13 protein-coding genes are annotated in these 14,955 nt (G+C 39.6%); 6 read left to right on the top strand and 7 right to left on the bottom strand.

Translation table 11 applies throughout. From position 1 onward, the window contains the following. Window position 1 precedes the first annotated feature (1 nt). The 3 genes from speB to recQ all read right to left on the bottom strand — a co-directional run bounded on the left by speB (window position 2) and on the right by recQ (window position 4,830). Window positions 2-985 carry an agmatinase gene (gene speB / locus ACFX4W_RS11225; protein ID WP_043982360.1) on the bottom strand — a complete coding sequence of 328 codons (984 nt, stop codon included), beginning with the start codon at window positions 983-985 and terminating at the stop codon, window positions 2-4. A gap of 218 nt (window positions 986-1,203) precedes the next feature. After that, window positions 1,204-2,580 (bottom strand): sigma-54 interaction domain-containing protein, encoded by a 1,377-nt coding sequence (locus ACFX4W_RS11220; RefSeq protein ID WP_043982358.1) that lies wholly within the window; start codon window positions 2,578-2,580, stop codon window positions 1,204-1,206. Between the two features lie 114 nt (window positions 2,581-2,694). Then, window positions 2,695-4,830 carry a DNA helicase RecQ gene (recQ, locus tag ACFX4W_RS11215; RefSeq protein WP_043982356.1) on the bottom strand — a complete coding sequence of 712 codons (2,136 nt, stop codon included), beginning with the start codon at window positions 4,828-4,830 and terminating at the stop codon, window positions 2,695-2,697. A gap of 270 nt (window positions 4,831-5,100) precedes the next feature. Here recQ and ACFX4W_RS11210 point away from each other — a divergent pair, with 270 nt between their 5' ends. The 5 genes from ACFX4W_RS11210 to ACFX4W_RS11190 all read left to right on the top strand — a co-directional run bounded on the left by ACFX4W_RS11210 (window position 5,101) and on the right by ACFX4W_RS11190 (window position 7,749). Further along, window positions 5,101-5,520 (top strand): hypothetical protein, encoded by a 420-nt coding sequence (locus ACFX4W_RS11210; protein WP_043982354.1) that lies wholly within the window; start codon window positions 5,101-5,103, stop codon window positions 5,518-5,520. Between the two features lie 335 nt (window positions 5,521-5,855). Beyond that, window positions 5,856-6,182 (top strand): YflT domain-containing protein, encoded by a 327-nt coding sequence (locus tag ACFX4W_RS11205; protein WP_013056955.1) that lies wholly within the window; start codon window positions 5,856-5,858, stop codon window positions 6,180-6,182. 119 nt (window positions 6,183-6,301) lie between these two features. Beyond that, window positions 6,302-6,559 (top strand): hypothetical protein, encoded by a 258-nt coding sequence (locus ACFX4W_RS11200; RefSeq protein WP_043982352.1) that lies wholly within the window; start codon window positions 6,302-6,304, stop codon window positions 6,557-6,559. Between the two features lie 280 nt (window positions 6,560-6,839). Next, window positions 6,840-7,388, top strand: coding sequence for a DUF3231 family protein (locus tag ACFX4W_RS11195; protein ID WP_377559381.1), 549 nt, complete (start codon window positions 6,840-6,842; stop codon window positions 7,386-7,388). Window positions 7,389-7,455: 67 nt separating this feature from the next. After that, window positions 7,456-7,749 (top strand): hypothetical protein, encoded by a 294-nt coding sequence (locus ACFX4W_RS11190; protein WP_025752303.1) that lies wholly within the window; start codon window positions 7,456-7,458, stop codon window positions 7,747-7,749. A 25-nt stretch (window positions 7,750-7,774) separates the two neighbouring features. Here ACFX4W_RS11190 and ACFX4W_RS11185 read toward each other — a convergent pair whose 3' ends face one another. Both ACFX4W_RS11185 and ACFX4W_RS11180 read right to left on the bottom strand, forming a co-directional pair. Beyond that, a complete protein-coding gene (locus tag ACFX4W_RS11185) occupies window positions 7,775-9,952 on the bottom strand; it encodes an FUSC family protein (protein ID WP_043982349.1) in 2,178 nt (725 codons plus the stop codon). A 188-nt stretch (window positions 9,953-10,140) separates the two neighbouring features. Then, entirely contained in the window at window positions 10,141-10,956 is an 816-nt protein-coding gene (locus ACFX4W_RS11180) for a hypothetical protein (RefSeq protein ID WP_230183877.1), read from the bottom strand. Window positions 10,957-11,134: 178 nt separating this feature from the next. On the opposite strand from ACFX4W_RS11180, the gene ACFX4W_RS11175 reads away from it, so the two are divergent. Continuing rightward, window positions 11,135-12,073 carry a VanW family protein gene (locus ACFX4W_RS11175; protein WP_230183878.1) on the top strand — a complete coding sequence of 313 codons (939 nt, stop codon included), beginning with the start codon at window positions 11,135-11,137 and terminating at the stop codon, window positions 12,071-12,073. 48 nt (window positions 12,074-12,121) lie between these two features. On the opposite strand, the gene ACFX4W_RS11170 is transcribed toward ACFX4W_RS11175, so the two are convergent. Both ACFX4W_RS11170 and ACFX4W_RS11165 read right to left on the bottom strand, forming a co-directional pair. Then, entirely contained in the window at window positions 12,122-13,687 is a 1,566-nt protein-coding gene (locus ACFX4W_RS11170) for a BCCT family transporter (RefSeq protein ID WP_116516326.1), read from the bottom strand. 66 nt (window positions 13,688-13,753) lie between these two features. Continuing rightward, window positions 13,754-14,941, bottom strand: coding sequence for an iron-containing alcohol dehydrogenase (locus ACFX4W_RS11165; protein ID WP_165575155.1), 1,188 nt, complete (start codon window positions 14,939-14,941; stop codon window positions 13,754-13,756). Between the last annotated feature and the right edge of the window lie 14 nt (window positions 14,942-14,955).

Here is a 14,955-nt window from a genome sequence, read left to right as displayed (position 1 = left end):
TTCAGTCGCGCGCTTGCACTAACAGCGCTGCTTCTTCTTTTGCTTTTTTTCTTAACGCGATAAGCGTGATAAATTCATAAACAATGTTCGAGGCCGCTGCTGCTGTAATTTGGCCATGGTCATAAGCTGGCAGTACTTCTACTAAATCAAACCCGACAAAATCAATATTTATTAACCCACGAACGAATTGAAGCGCATCGTCAATACTTGCACCCGATACTTCAGGCGTTCCTGTTCCCGGTGCGTAAACTGGATCTAAAAAGTCAATGTCAAACGACAAAAATACGGGTCCTTCTCCTACACGCTCATGAATAATTTCTAGCATTCTTTCAACGCCCAGTTTTTTATATTCATTTGTCGTATACAGAGCTAGACCTAAGTTCTTTGCATCTTCTAAATCTTCAATGCCGTACAGACCGCCTCGCATACCAATTTGAATCGAACGCGACACGTCAATTAGCCCTTCTTCAATTGCTCGTCTGAACACGGTACCGTGATTGTATTTTTGTTCAAAATAGCTATCCCACGTATCAGAATGAGCATCAAACTGTAAAAGCGCTACGGGTCCGTGTTTTTTCGCGATGGCACGAAGTTCACCGAGCGTCATCGAATGATCGCCGCCTAGTGAAATAGGAATAATTCCTTCATCCACAACCGGTGTTAACCCTTCTTCAATTTTTTTATATGTTTCTAAAATATATCCCGGAACCACTGCCAAATCGCCGTAGTCCACACCTGAAATGTAGTCAAAAATATTAATCTTTTGTTCTGGGTTATACGGGCGAAGCAAAATGGAGAAATCTCGAATAGCTTCCGGCCCAAAACGTGCTCCTGTTCGAAAAGATTGCCCTGAATCAAATGGAATACCCGTCACAATAAAATCCATATCTGCATTTACTTGTTCTACATACGGAAGTCTCATAAACGTTCGAGGTCCGCAAAAACGCGGAGATTCAAATGAATTTTTCGGCTGATATTTTGGCATGATTTATTCCTCCTAATGGGTTTCATTCATTAGCGCCGTATCATCATTTTAGATACTGACGCTTTTTATTTAGATACTTTTTATTAATGCAAAATGCATGCCAAATTTCATCACCCTATTTCGTGCAATTATGGACGATTTTCAATTCATAATAGAATCAAAACAAAAAAAACCGATTCAGTACTGAATCAGTTAATTCATTTTGAATTATATTTTCCTTATTTAATATTGTACTTTCGTAAACGTCTTACAACCGTAGGCTGACTGATTCCTAATGCATCTGCCATTTCATACGTCGTTTGACACTGGCGATAAGCACGAATCAGCCAGTTTTTCTCCACTTCTGCAAGTGCTTGCTGAAGCGTCATTCCCTGAGAGGTTAAAACATCTAGGGTCTCCCATTCTTCTTTTTCACTTCTGATCTTTTCTGCATGAAACGGGAGGTCTTGAGGCGAGATACTGTTTTCATCCGTTGTTAACACGAGGCGTTCAATCGTATTTTCTAGCTCGCGCACATTTCCAGGCCACGGATGTTCAACCAATTGATTTAATGCTTCTGCATGAAAAAATTTCTTCATTTTATATTTTTCATTTTGTTTATTTAACACATGATAAAGCAGTGCCGTGATGTCTTCTTTTCGCTCGCGAAGCGGAGGAATCGTAATCGGAATAACGTGCAGCCGATAAAATAAATCTTCGCGAAATGTTCCTTTTTTGACCATTTTCTCAAGCGGCTGATTTGTTGCTACAATCAGCCTGAAGTTTACGTGTTTGGCTCGTTCACTTCCAATTTTGGTGACTGTTTTTTCTTGCAGCACTTTTAACAGCTTCACTTGCATATCAACAGGGAGCTCTCCTATTTCATCTAAAAAAAGCGTACCGTTATGAGCTAATTCAAACTTTCCTATTTTCCCTTTTGTACTTGCACCTGTAAAAGAGCCTGCTTCGTATCCAAACATTTCAGATTCAAACAAACTAGCTGGAATGGCTCCGCAGTTGATTTCAATAAACGGCTCTTCTTTTCGTTCACTTCCATAGTGTAAAGCACGGGCAAAAGCCGTTTTACCAACACCCGATTCACCTAGCAACACAACCGTTGCATCGCTGTCTGCCACGCGATTAATAATGGACCATACCTTTTTCATCGATTCACTTCGTATGACCATATCATTTGACTGCTGTTCCCGAAGCTCTTCCACTTCCAGCTGATATGTTTTCATTTTCACTTCGAGCTGCTGATAATCTTCTTTTAAGCGCTGAAGCTCTGTTAAATCATGTGAAAAGCTGATTACTCTTTTCATACACTGATGTTCATCATACACGGGAATACCGGTTGCCATTACCACTTTGCCCGTTTCTGTTTTTTGCATCAGCTGTACTTCTTTCTTTTTCTTTAACACTTCAATCGTAACGGAAGGTGAAAATATCCCGCGGTCTTGCAATTCGTATACGGTTTGTCCCACTAACTCTGACACGTCATACCCGTATATATCACGGCAGTTTTGGCTTGCTCGTAAAATACACCCTTTTTCATCAGTGATAACGATATTGTCGTTAGAAGCATGCAAAATAGCTTCAAGCTCTCGTTCAATCATCTCAGTGCAGTACTCCTTTTTATTTAATCTGATTTTTCAAATATTTATACTTTCTATTTTATCAGTAAACTCGCTTATTCAATACAAAAAGCCCCTTTAATAGGAGCTTTTTGTTTAAGATAGCTGCTTCATTTTTTGTTTGAATAACGCTACTTTAATCATAAAATAAGTAATGTTTTCAGGTAATTCTTCTTTGATTGGTTTTAACTTTTCATCGCCTACTGAGGAAGCAGCTTCTAAAATAAGCTGTTCGTCCTCCTCTGAAAGAAAAGGTGACCAGTCAATTTCTTTTTCTTCTTCTGCGCATTTAAACAAATGATTTTCAATGGTAATGCGGCTCAATTCACGTTCAGCAGCAATTTCATCTAACGATTTTCCTTGCTGAAATAGCTCATACGTCATTAAGTGAGAGCCTTCTTTTGATGAAGCTCTTGCTTTTTTCGGAGCAGGTGCTGAAACTTCTCGTTTTCGGTCTGGATTTTCTTCACAAAACTGTTTGATTTCAGTAGTGAATCGTTCTCCGTACCGCTCTTGTTTTTGTTCTCCGACTCCTTTTACAGTGGCGAACTGTTCAAGCGTTACCGGAAGTTTTGAACACATATCATGAAGAGTATCGTCTGAAAAAATAACAAAAGGAGGCACGCCCGCTTCGTCTGCCAACTGCTTTCGAACGGAACGCAAATGAGCAAACAGCTCGTCGTCTTGGACAATTTGCTTCACTTCCATTTGTTCTTTTCTCATCACTTTTTCCGTACCAAGAAGCACGCCTTTTCCTTTGGCCGCTACGGATAAGGTAGGAAATGACCCTTGTCCTACTAAAATAAACTGCTCTGAAATCAAATACTCAATAAAATCGCTCACTTCTTTAGCCGACCGGTCGCTCATGACGCCGTACGTTTTCAGTTTATCAAAACCAAAATCAACTACTTTTTTATTTCGAGAACCTGTTAATACTTGAGCAATCATCATTTTACCGAAACGTTCGCCCATACGAATCATACAAGATAATACTTTTTGCGTATCGACCGTTACGTCTATTTCCACACGATCATCCGTACAGTTGCTGCAGCGCCCGCATTCATGCGCTTCACTTTCTCCAAAATAATGAAGAATATACGCTTGCAAGCAGCCTTCTGTATGACAGTAGTTCACCATACTTTGCAGCTTTTCAAGATCTTGAATCTGCTTTTTAGGATTCGACGTTGACTGTTCAATTAAAAAGCGCTGCACGCGAATATCTTGAGGTGAATAAAGCACGATACACTCACTTGGCAGCCCGTCACGACCAGCACGTCCTGCTTCTTGATAATAGCTTTCCATATTTTTCGGAAGCTGATAGTGCAGAACAAAGCGAATATTGGATTTATCGATCCCCATTCCGAAGGCAGAGGTAGCCACCATCACCTGCACATCATCTTGCAGAAAGCGGTTCTGCTCTTCATCACGGCTGTTCCCATTCATACCAGCATGGTATTTTGATACGTTAACTCCTGACTTTTGCAATCTAGCATGAAGCTCTTCAACATCTTTACGCGTAGCGGCATAGATGATTCCTGCTTCTTGGTCATTTTTACGGATATACTGCTCGATATAGCTGATTCGATCCTGACCTTTCACAACCGCAAACGATAAATTTTCACGTTCAAAGCCAGTCATCACCGTGTACTCTTCGTTAATATGAAGAGCTCGGCAAATATCTTCACGCACTTGAGGCGTCGCAGTAGCCGTCAGTCCCATCACAATCGGAGCATTAGACAGTTTGCTGATGAGTTCATTGATGCGCAAATAACTCGGTCTAAAATCATGGCCCCACTGTGAAATACAGTGCGCTTCATCTACCGCTACAAGCGGGATAGGAAGCATTTGAAGCTGTTCTAAAAACTGCGGAGACTCCAGTCGTTCCGGTGCTACATAAAGCAACTTATATTCACCAAGCGCTACTTCTTCCAAGCGCTGCTGCACCTCTGTGTGCGTCAGCGAGCTGTTGATATACGTGGCTGGAATACCAGCAGCATTCAGCGTGTCGACTTGGTCTTTCATCAAAGAAATCAACGGAGAAATAACCAGGGTCGTACCTTCTAAAAGCAAGGAAGGAATCTGATAACAAAGCGATTTCCCTCCTCCTGTCGGCATAATACAAGCGGTATTGTGCCCTTCTAAAACATAACGAATTGACTCTTCCTGTCCTTTTCGAAACGAATCATAGCCAAAATATGACTGTAAATGTGTTAAAGCTTGTTCAAATTGCAAAATTGCGTCCTCCTTTAAAATAAGTAGAAATAGTAGTTGAGGGATTCATTAGAAGAAATTGAGACGTAGGGTTTTATTTTATCAAACCTTGGAGGAAGTTGCACAGAATTCGTTGAATTTAAGGATATAGAAAAATGATAAGCGAAAAGCCCTCAATTTATAACTCTCTTTCCTATCACAAACAGGCTTTTTATGTATGTCAGGACTCCTTTCCTAAAAATCTTTCCCCATTCCATTCTTTTTTCCTGTATACTTAAGAATAGGAAAGAGGTGCTTATCACGAGACATCCTGTAGAAACAATTTATTATTTAGAAAATCCACAGCGTAATGTTTCAACATATGCTTCCACAACTCAGTTAACGGTTGAGTCTGTCGTGAAAGATGTGTTTGGTGTTGCTTGCGTAGCAGATATTAAAATTATGCTTCAATATAATAAAGAATTCCGCAAAAGTATCAGTCAATTACACAATGCAATGGACGATGATCTTACGTTAGAAATGGTTTTTCGAGTTGCTTCAAAAGAAGATTTGCTTCGATTTAAAAAAAATTTACTTGAAAGTAGTTTAGATGACGCAGAAACATCAATAGACTGTCCATTCAGCGCAACCATTCAATTACAAGATGGTCGATATACATGGAACGAGTCTACTTCTGTTTATGAAAAACAAAAAGAACGTCTTTCATCTTAAATTTCTCTATTTTTATGTATGCAAAAAGCCTGGATCTTAGCTGTTTAAGATCTAGGCTTTTTGCAGTTTGTACTATACTTTAAAAGGTCAAAAAAAAACGATGCAGGAAAAAGGCTAACTAAAGCTTCTTCCTGCTTATCCTTCACCAGATTCTCCTTAAAAACAAAAGCGTTTTTCCTTCTTCTATATTAGGCTTTTTAACTCAATTTCATGAAATAGGTTTTATCTCTTCCAATAACGTGTATACACAAACCAAGGAGATAAGTTACTTAAGCTTCTCTTCATTACTCAACGTATTCGAGAAAGTTGTCTATCATACAAGGAGGTTTTTGGAAATGGTAAATGTAAAAGTAGTTGAAAATGGTGTACAGGCAAAAGATACAATTGAACAATTTTTGCGTGAAGGATTTACAAAAGACGAAGTTTATTTACTTGCACACCATCAAGATCGCTCCGAGGATTTAACAGCTGCAACAAATACAAACAATATCGGTCTTTCTGAACAAGGTGTTTTTGATGCGATTGCGAATGTATTTCGTTCTCGAGGAGACGAGCTTCGTGCCAAAATGCGTTCATTAGGATTATCACAGCCGGAAGCTGAACGCTATGAAGAAGAATTAGACCACGGTAAAGTAATCGTCGTTGCATCAAAAGTTGCTTAATAAAAAAGCCCTACAACAGGGCTTTTTTATTTTGTCTTCCTCCCTTCTTACCTTTTCATTAAAGCAGTCATTCAGACATATGATTATGAAGATAAGAGTTACTGTGAGGAGTGATATATTTGATTATAGGAATTGAGTACACAAAACGTGTGAAAAATGGATTAGTCGTTAAAAATATTCCTTACAAGATACACGATAAACCTTGTGGTGAAGGCTGCTGTAAAAATGATAAAACGATAGGCATCAGAGACAAATTAAGGGTTAATTGGCTGTTGAATGTTTTTATGCCTAGCAAAAATATAACAGTATTTGATTATAAATATTGGTCAGAGGAATTAACTTCTTTATGGAGAGAGCATAGGAGAAAAACGATATAATACACCTGCTAAAAAAACTCCTTGATAAGCAAGGAGTTTTTTTCTATTTACTTCATTTTCTAGAACCAGCATATTTATTTTTATTACGCATTGCCGCAATTTTTATAACTTTAAATTTGGTGATAGTAAATGTACTGTCATCATTATAAGTTACTGCGTGAGAGGCTTTTTCTTCCACTCATCATAATCAATTTGATATGTAACATTTCTTAGCTGTGTTTATACTTTTCTGCTGAAGGCAATAATGAAGATGCATAAACTATATAAAGGGTGAAAAGTTATGATTAACGTCATTGAGACACTACTTGATTATATAAAAAACTCTTCTACAGATGATTCGCCCCCTCCCCCACATATTGGTGAGGCTATGGGATGCTGGTTATATTTCACTGCTTTAGCGGAAGAAATACCTGCCTTAGAAACCTGTCTTAATACAACAACTAACAGCGAACTGCTTAAGCTTACTCAAGACTCAAAAAACCTGGCTGAATCTCAGGTTGATACACTAAAAAAATTAATGGTTAAAGAAGGAATTATGCTTCCTGAAATACCGGCTACCAAGCCGAAATCCGACCCTAACAGCATTCCATTAGGAGCAAAAGCAACGGATTCTGAAATTGCTAACTTAATATCTGTAAAAATTGCTTCTAATATCGTCATGTGCAGCACGAATATGGGACAGTCTATTAGAACCGATATTGGATTGATGTGGCTAAAATTCCACACTGAAAAGGTTATATTAGGATCAAAAGTGAAAAGTCTGATGCAGCAAAAAGGCTGGCTTAAAATCCCGCCTTATTATTATTCACCTGGAGCACCTCATAACTAATTGAAGTGTTTTAAGGTAAGCAGCATAGATAACCTTACATCTAACACATTTAACGAGGTGCTTGAATATGGATTTCCCTACAATTCATACAAATTTTTGGGACGCAGTCATTGGTGTTCCTGTCGTATTAATCGTGACACAGCTGATCAAATGGCTTTTCCATCCTAAAAAGCAGTACGTTCCGACTATTGCTTTAGCTGTTGGCGTGCTTTTTTCAGTATTTATCAGTCATCCTCATCATATTATTGCCGGATTGTTTATGGGATATTTTTATGGATACGCCGCAATTGGCAGCTATGCCGGTCTTAAAACAACGTGGAGAACGATTAGAAAAGATACGTCTCCTTATTCATCAGACTAAAAAACCAGCGAAATATTCGCTGGTTTTAATCTTCACTGCTTATTTCTTCTGCTCCTAGCTCTTTGGCTAAATGAACAACCGATTGATTGATTTTCCATACGTAATAAATGTTATGCAGCAGCTGAAGATGCTGTAAATTTCTTGATTGAACGGACGTATCAAAATAATCTAAAGATTGTTCAATCTTTTGTCTTACATCTTCAAGCGTGTATACATACGTTCCTCGCTCTCCTCGCAACGCTTTTTCAAGCTGAGTGAAGTTACTTGCTACTTTCTCTTCCACTTCCTTTACTACGCCATGAAATTCTGCTTCCTTATAAAAAGCCTCGTTTCTAGTAGAAGATGCTACCAAATGCTTGGCGTAATAATTAATAGCCGTAAAAACGGTCAAAAATTGCTGAAGGCGTGAACGGCCAACGAAACCTTTGATAATAGGATCTGAATCGACATGAAGCTGTTTTAGCTTTTTTTCTAATTCCATTCCTTTATCAGCTAAATTGGCAAACGCATACTGCTTCGTAAAACGATGCAAATAAGTGTGAACAAATTCTTTTAAAGCCGCTACGTATTCTACTGAGGTGTCGGTTATTTTATCTCTTGTTCTTTTAGGAAACACAAGAGCAGATACGGCTAAACCGATTCCAACTCCTACAACTGTATCTAATACGCGAGCTAGTAACAAACTCTCTGAAATCCCTCCAAGAAGCATGTCATACATAAAGGCCAGCATCATCGTAATCCAAAAGCTCATAAACGAATACGTAATAGGAAAGAAATAAAAAGCCATAAACACACAGATAAAAAGCAGCGTTATTTCAAGTATTCCGGGTGAGACAAAGCTTGCGACAACAAAGCCAACAGCTGCCCCTAAAAGCGTTCCTACGCTTCGCTGCACGGCTTTTACAAACGTACTTCCTATCGTTTCTGTACCAAGAAGCACTAAATAGCCTGCTAACAGCGCCCAATATTGATGCGATGGAGATAAAAAAGAGCCAAATATTAATGTCGCAACAGCAGTGATGACCGCTTGAATAGACTTTTTCGTAGATGGTTTTAATCCTTTTTCTTCATCATTGTCCTCTTCGTCTTCTTTTTCTTCCGCTTCTTTTTGAGGCTGTTTTTCTTGTTTCACAATTGCCTGCTGCAGCTCATAGGCTTCATCAATCACGTGATTTGATATCGTTTCGATACGGCGGATTAAGTAAAGCCAATCTTTATACCTTTTATCTTGAGGTTCGAGTTCACTTAATTTTTGGCGCAGCTCTTGCAGATGCTGAGCTGCATCCGTTAAGGAATGAGTAGGATTTTCATTTAATACCTCTGCTTCGCGAATCGATTCCACTAGCTTTAACAGCAGCTGCTGAATATCAAAATGATTAAATGCCTTTAATTCACTGAGCTTTCGAATCGCCGGGGAATATGTCTGGAGCAGCATAACTGTATCAAATACATAAAGGCGCATCTGTTCAGCTGTGACGCCAGGCCATATGTCGTGGGGATCTGTATTTCCAAGCTCTTCTGATACTACACGGGCATACTCGGCCAGTTTTTTAATATTGCGGTTATATTGTTTGATTTGAGCCGGTTCAATTCTTTTCTTTTGAATTAACTCAATAATTAAATCAAGCACCAAATTCACTTGAATATGAAATGATTTCATTGAAGACCTCAGCACGTTGGCAGGCCGGTCTTTAAAGATAACAAAATTATAAATAAATGCACAGCATGCTCCTACTATAACGCCAGCTAACAGCCACGGCAGCTGAGAAAATGTGACGTGTAAAATAGAAGCAAAATAAAACGACATAAAGGCTACCATCGACAGGGAAAAATAGCGAATACCAAATCTCTGTAAATAAAAAGACAAAAACACCAACAGAACGAGAAAAATATTTTCTGCTTGTCCATATCGTGATAAAAACGAGCCAATTCCGAGAGAAACGGCGCTGGAAAGCGCTACTAAGCCTGTTGTCACTTTTTTTGCTTTTGTTGTTTCATCATTCACAACCAATATACCCATCAGGCCGATTACGCCTGCTAAAATAGCAGCGGTAATTTGTGAGCTTCCCGCTGCTTTTAATACAATCAGCATAATAACGACCGCTGTAATGACGCTGATCGTAGCTTTGGAAGCCGTTTTGAGCCTTTTTCGTCCAGGGTCTGCAGCAACTAAGCGGCTAAACCAATATGAAAAAATAAACACCCTCTCCTTTCGTGCTGTAGAGTTCTTTGTAGAAAGAGTAATATTATTACTTATACCCTTTTTTATTCTTTTCTATCGTATGTAAGCACGTTTTTACACTATAACATTGCGAAGGACTAAAGAGCTAAACAAATGCTTAAAAACACATCTGTTTTCTATCAGATGTGTTTTTAAGCATTAATCAGTACTTACAATGTAAGAGAAGAAATTTCCCACCCGTTTGTTAATGGATTTCTCTTTAAAGTAAAAACCATCGTGGTCTTTTGAGCCCCTTTATCTTCGTAATAAATAAGGCACTCTACGGCGATTTTCTCTTTTGTTTTATACTTTTTTGCATGAAATAAGTCCGTTTTATAATAAATAGTGGAGATACTATGCAGTTTTGCCCATAGCTTATGCTCTTGCTTCACGCGCAAAACCGGCTGCATTAAGGCATCGTCATCTTGCTTTAATCCTGTTAAAAACATATTTACGACTTCTGCCGGCTCAGCTTTCAATGCATATTCATCAAGCTTTCCTCCTGCTTTTAATACCATTAACTGATGACCTGGATCCACATTTTGAGACTTGTGAGTCGTACTTCCTGCAAAGTGAATGCAAAAATGACCGGGGAATCCATTGTCAAGCGCACCGGCTCCGTGAGGCATTCCGTTCATGGAAGCGGCAAGCATTTGGCCTTTAAACGGAATGAGAACAGCTCTTCGGTTCCAGCTCCATTTCCCATTATATAAGTGCTTCATTACTTTCGTATCTTGACGTGTAAGCGGCTGAACATCTGCATGGTGTGAGCCTGCTCTTCGCTGCACGTAAAAGTAAAAGCCGGTTTCTACATCGATCACTTTAAATTTTTTCCCCTTCGGCAGTAAGCTTTCTACACGTTTCCACTTTAATACTTTTCCTGTGTCACTTACCGGAAAATACGTAAGGTTTTCTTCTGCTTTCATCTTTTGGGGATGCACAAAAAAACTAATAAGCATAAAGACTAAAATCATTAATTTTGTCATTGTCTACCCTCACTACCTTGTAGTTTCTCTATGTAATATGCGAAAGTACACAGACAATTATAAATAGAAATTTTTACACGCTAAGCTCATGGAAAATAATACAAAAAAGAGCTTGTGAATCCTATACATTAAACGGTTCATTTTATTCATACTAACAGGTGAAAGCGAGGTATATGATATGAATTTCACTTGGATGGTTGGACTTTTAATGCTCATTCAACCTCTTTCTACACAAGACCACCTATCTATTACTCATGACGGTAAACCAATTGAACGGATTGAACGGGATAAAGTGGCCGTGCCTCTTCTTCCTGTACCTATGGTTGATCATGATCGATACAATCTTCTTCTAGAAGAATTGGATAAAAAAACATATAGAGAGCCCATAAATGCCCGCATTGATAAAAGCGGACAAATTGTTCCTGAGCAAGCGGGTGTCAAACTATATCATAAAGATTTTGCGGAGAAATTTTATACTTATTTTTTTAACGGCGGTACGTCAACATTAGAAATCCCGACGCTTCCTGTTCCGCCTCGCGTAGATAAAGAGCTGCTTGCAACGATTCGAATTAAGCAAATCGGTCATTATCATACGGTATTTAACCCTCATAATAAAAATCGTTCTCACAATATTTCTCTTGCAGCTGAATCACTAGACAGCAGCGTTATATTTCCTGGGGAAGTTTTCTCTTTTAATCAAACCGTCGGAAAAAGAACGGCAGCAAAAGGGTATATGCGTGCGCCAATCATTGTAAAAGGAGAGTATTCTGAAGGAGTTGGAGGAGGAATTTGCCAAGTTTCTTCTACTTTATTTAACGCCGTCGATAACGCTGGCGTAACGATTACACAGCGTTACTCACACAGCCGCAGTGTTTCCTACGTACCTCCTGGACGAGACGCTACCGTCAGCTGGTATGGACCTGACTTTCATTTTAAAAATACGTATAGTGATCCTTTGTTGATTCGAGCGCAGGTGCACGGGGGAGTCGTAAGCGTGGCCGTTTACTCTACTGATGCGATTGAATATAAGCCTCGCCGCGTGCCTTGGGCTTCTATTGATCAATTGCCGAAAGAGAAAAAAATTGAATCGCATGTTGATACTGAGCCTGCCGATTAAAACGTAAAAAAGCAAGGAGTAAGCCCTCCTTGCTTTTATTTATACAGCTTATACAGCTTTTGTTTCATCTGCATCTTTAATCGCAGCGTTTTTATCTACCTTTGTCGTTCGATCGTATTTGGCTGGATTTTGAGCAATTTTGACTAATGCAATAAGAACACCTATACCTAAAAACAGGGCAGGAACTCCTCCTAGATTGGCTAACATTTTAATTCCGTCTAATTTTGCAAAACTAATCATCACCCACCCTACTAAACTTACAGTGACACCCCATACTACTTTAATCATAATGCCCGGAGACGGGCTTTGCGGAGAAATTCCCGATGAACTGATTCCGCCCATCGCTTCCATATTAGAATCTGCCGCTGTCACGAATGAAATGAACACGATAAACAAGTAGAACGGAATAACAAATTTAGCGAACGGTAAAGCAGCAAATACTGCATACAAAACGGCTTCAGGTCCGTTTTGTGCCATAATATCTGCGAGTTTCCCTCCTGTCATTTGCATATGAATCGATGTTCCGCCAAATATCGTCATCCATACGCCTCCAAAAAAGGCTGGTAAAATAAAGTTCACAAGAATCATCGTTTTCACTTTATATCCGTATGCAATTCTTCCTAAAAATAATGCGGTGATAGCTGCCCATGAAAACCAGCTTGCCCAGTAAAAAGTAGTCCATGACTGCGGCCACGTATCGCCTGCTGCCGCTCCTGTAAATAAGCTTTTTTCAAAAAAATGCGTAAAATAATTACCGGCCGACTCCGTCCCTAAATTTAAAATATAAGAGCTTGGTCCTACAATAAATATAAAAATGGCAATGCCGTAGAACGCTTTCATATTAATATCTGATAAAATTCTAATTCCTTTCATTAAGCCGCTTGATGCGGATAAAATAAAGGTGATTGTAACGGCAGCCGTTATAATCGCCCAGAGTAAAGGGTTGCTGGCAATACCGCTCAAATGATTAACGCCTCCTGCTAAATTTAAAACACTTGTTCCAAGAGAAGAGGCCATCCCAAGAGCAAGAGTGTACAAACATACCGCATCAATTATTTTCCCTGTTTTTCCGTTAATTTTATCCCCTAAAATTGGAGCTAGCGTAGATCCTAGACTGAACGGTTTTTTCATATTGTAATAAGCAAATGCAAATACAATTGCAGGTACGCAATAAATTGCATACGGCGAAATGGTCCAGTGAAGGTACATAGAAGACATCGAGAAAATGGCTGCTTCTGGAGAATTCGGTTTAATTCCTAACGATTCAGGAGGTGCAGATACGTGGTAGATCGGTTCCACAATTCCCCAAAACGTAACGCCTGCAGCTATGGTTGTACATAAGGTAATCGCAAACCAGTTGCCGAATTTAAGAAAGGGTTTTGCGTCAGGCCCTCCTATTTTAACATTGCCGAGCGGTGAAAAATAAACACCAATACATGCAATTACCATCAGCAGCCCGCTAATGCTAAACAGCCAGCCTAAGTTTGAAATAACCCAATTATTTGCATTAGTCGTAACTGTCGTAAAGGTTTCACGGTTTGTAAAACTTAGTAATGCAGCTCCAATTAACAATAAAAATGGAGGCCAAAATACAGCATGTCTGATCTTTTTCATTACGCTTCCTCCTGCCTGATTAATGAGATGGTACATACCGCTTCAGGGAAACGGTATGTGCTTCTATCAAACTTTCGACGCTCCTACACTCATAATTGCATGTGCAAACTGCTGTAGATCCTCTTTGCTGGCAAAACGGGCATTATTTACTCTCATCGCTTCATTTTCAACGGAAAGCATCACGTCCACAAAGTTAGAGATATTCACAGAGAGTTCATCCCTATCTCCAATCGCAAGGTTTAATCCACTTACAGCTACTAGACGCTTAAATTCTTCTGCACCTGCATAAGCAAGTTCTTGCTTCGTAGAAAATACTTTCTTTACTCCCAAAGCTCTTGCTACCTCTGCGTACAGTTCCACTGCACCTTCAATGTTCCAGTCGTATACAGCATGCAAAGCAATTGAAACCGCGCGGCCGTGATGAATTTTCCCAACTGTTCCTAGAGCATGTCCTATGCAGTGTGCAAGCCCCGTTCCTCCTTGTTCGATCGCCATTCCTGCAAGCGTTGCCGCTATTGCGAGTTTTCCTCTTGCCTCTAAGTTTTCAGGCTGCTGCAGAGCCGTTTCTAAGTGTTGACTCACCAATGATATTGCTTGAAGGCTCAGCGCTTGAATAAAAGGATTTGTACGCTTGCCTGTGCATGCTTCAATTGCATGCACAAGCGCATCTAAAGTAGTCGCAGCTGTCAAGAAATCCGGCAGTTTAACAGTAAATCGCGGTTCTAATATCGCTAGTTCCGGTGCCATGTCATGATCCCACGCCCATACCTTTACTTGATCGTGAGTAGAAAATACAACCGTGCTTGTTACTTCCGCTCCCGTTCCTGAAGTAGTTGGAAGCATAATCGTTTTCACTTTCTTTTTTGCAAAAGGATTGGCCATTAAAGCATAGTGCATCGTTTCATAATGATCCCCTGCAACTAGCGCAGCCATTTTAGCAACGTCCATAGCTGAGCCTCCTCCAAGACCAACGACGCACTTTATCTGATGTTCACGAATAAGCTGGGCAGCCGCATCAATAGAAGCGGCCGTAGGATCACTTTTCACATCATGAAAAACAAACGTCTCTACACCTTCGTTTTGAAGCGCTTTCAATACGGTGTTTGCTAAACCAACTTTGATTACCCCTGGGTCTGTCACTAACACGGCTCTTTTTTCACCGCTCACTGCTTCAACATCTTTTCCAATTTGCAAAACCCGGTCTAGGCCATACGCTATGCTTGTTTTTGTAGTAAATTCAAATAGTGAATTCATTCGTTTTTCTCCTC

The organism is Priestia sp. YIM B13489, from assembly GCF_042787645.1.
In the GTDB taxonomy this organism is placed as follows: Bacteria; Bacillota; Bacilli; order Bacillales; family Bacillaceae_H; genus Priestia; species Priestia megaterium.
Note: the sequence above shows the minus strand (reverse complement) of the source record. Positions and strands in the feature narration are given on the sequence as shown.

Excerpts from the sequence above, each read along its gene's own strand:
- speB (WP_043982360.1), bottom strand. The coding sequence starts at position 985 with ATGCCAAAATATCAGCCGAAAAATTCATTTGAATCTCCGCGTTTTTGC.
- ACFX4W_RS11220 (WP_043982358.1), bottom strand. The coding sequence starts at position 2,580 with ATGATTGAACGAGAGCTTGAAGCTATTTTGCATGCTTCTAACGACAAT.
- ACFX4W_RS11205 (WP_013056955.1), top strand. The coding sequence starts at position 5,856 with ATGGTAAATGTAAAAGTAGTTGAAAATGGTGTACAGGCAAAAGATACA.
- ACFX4W_RS11195 (WP_377559381.1), top strand. The coding sequence starts at position 6,840 with ATGATTAACGTCATTGAGACACTACTTGATTATATAAAAAACTCTTCT.
- ACFX4W_RS11190 (WP_025752303.1), top strand. The coding sequence starts at position 7,456 with ATGGATTTCCCTACAATTCATACAAATTTTTGGGACGCAGTCATTGGT.
- ACFX4W_RS11180 (WP_230183877.1), bottom strand. The coding sequence starts at position 10,956 with ATGACAAAATTAATGATTTTAGTCTTTATGCTTATTAGTTTTTTTGTG.
- ACFX4W_RS11175 (WP_230183878.1), top strand. The coding sequence starts at position 11,135 with ATGAATTTCACTTGGATGGTTGGACTTTTAATGCTCATTCAACCTCTT.
- ACFX4W_RS11170 (WP_116516326.1), bottom strand. The coding sequence starts at position 13,687 with ATGAAAAAGATCAGACATGCTGTATTTTGGCCTCCATTTTTATTGTTA.
- ACFX4W_RS11165 (WP_165575155.1), bottom strand. The coding sequence starts at position 14,941 with ATGAATTCACTATTTGAATTTACTACAAAAACAAGCATAGCGTATGGC.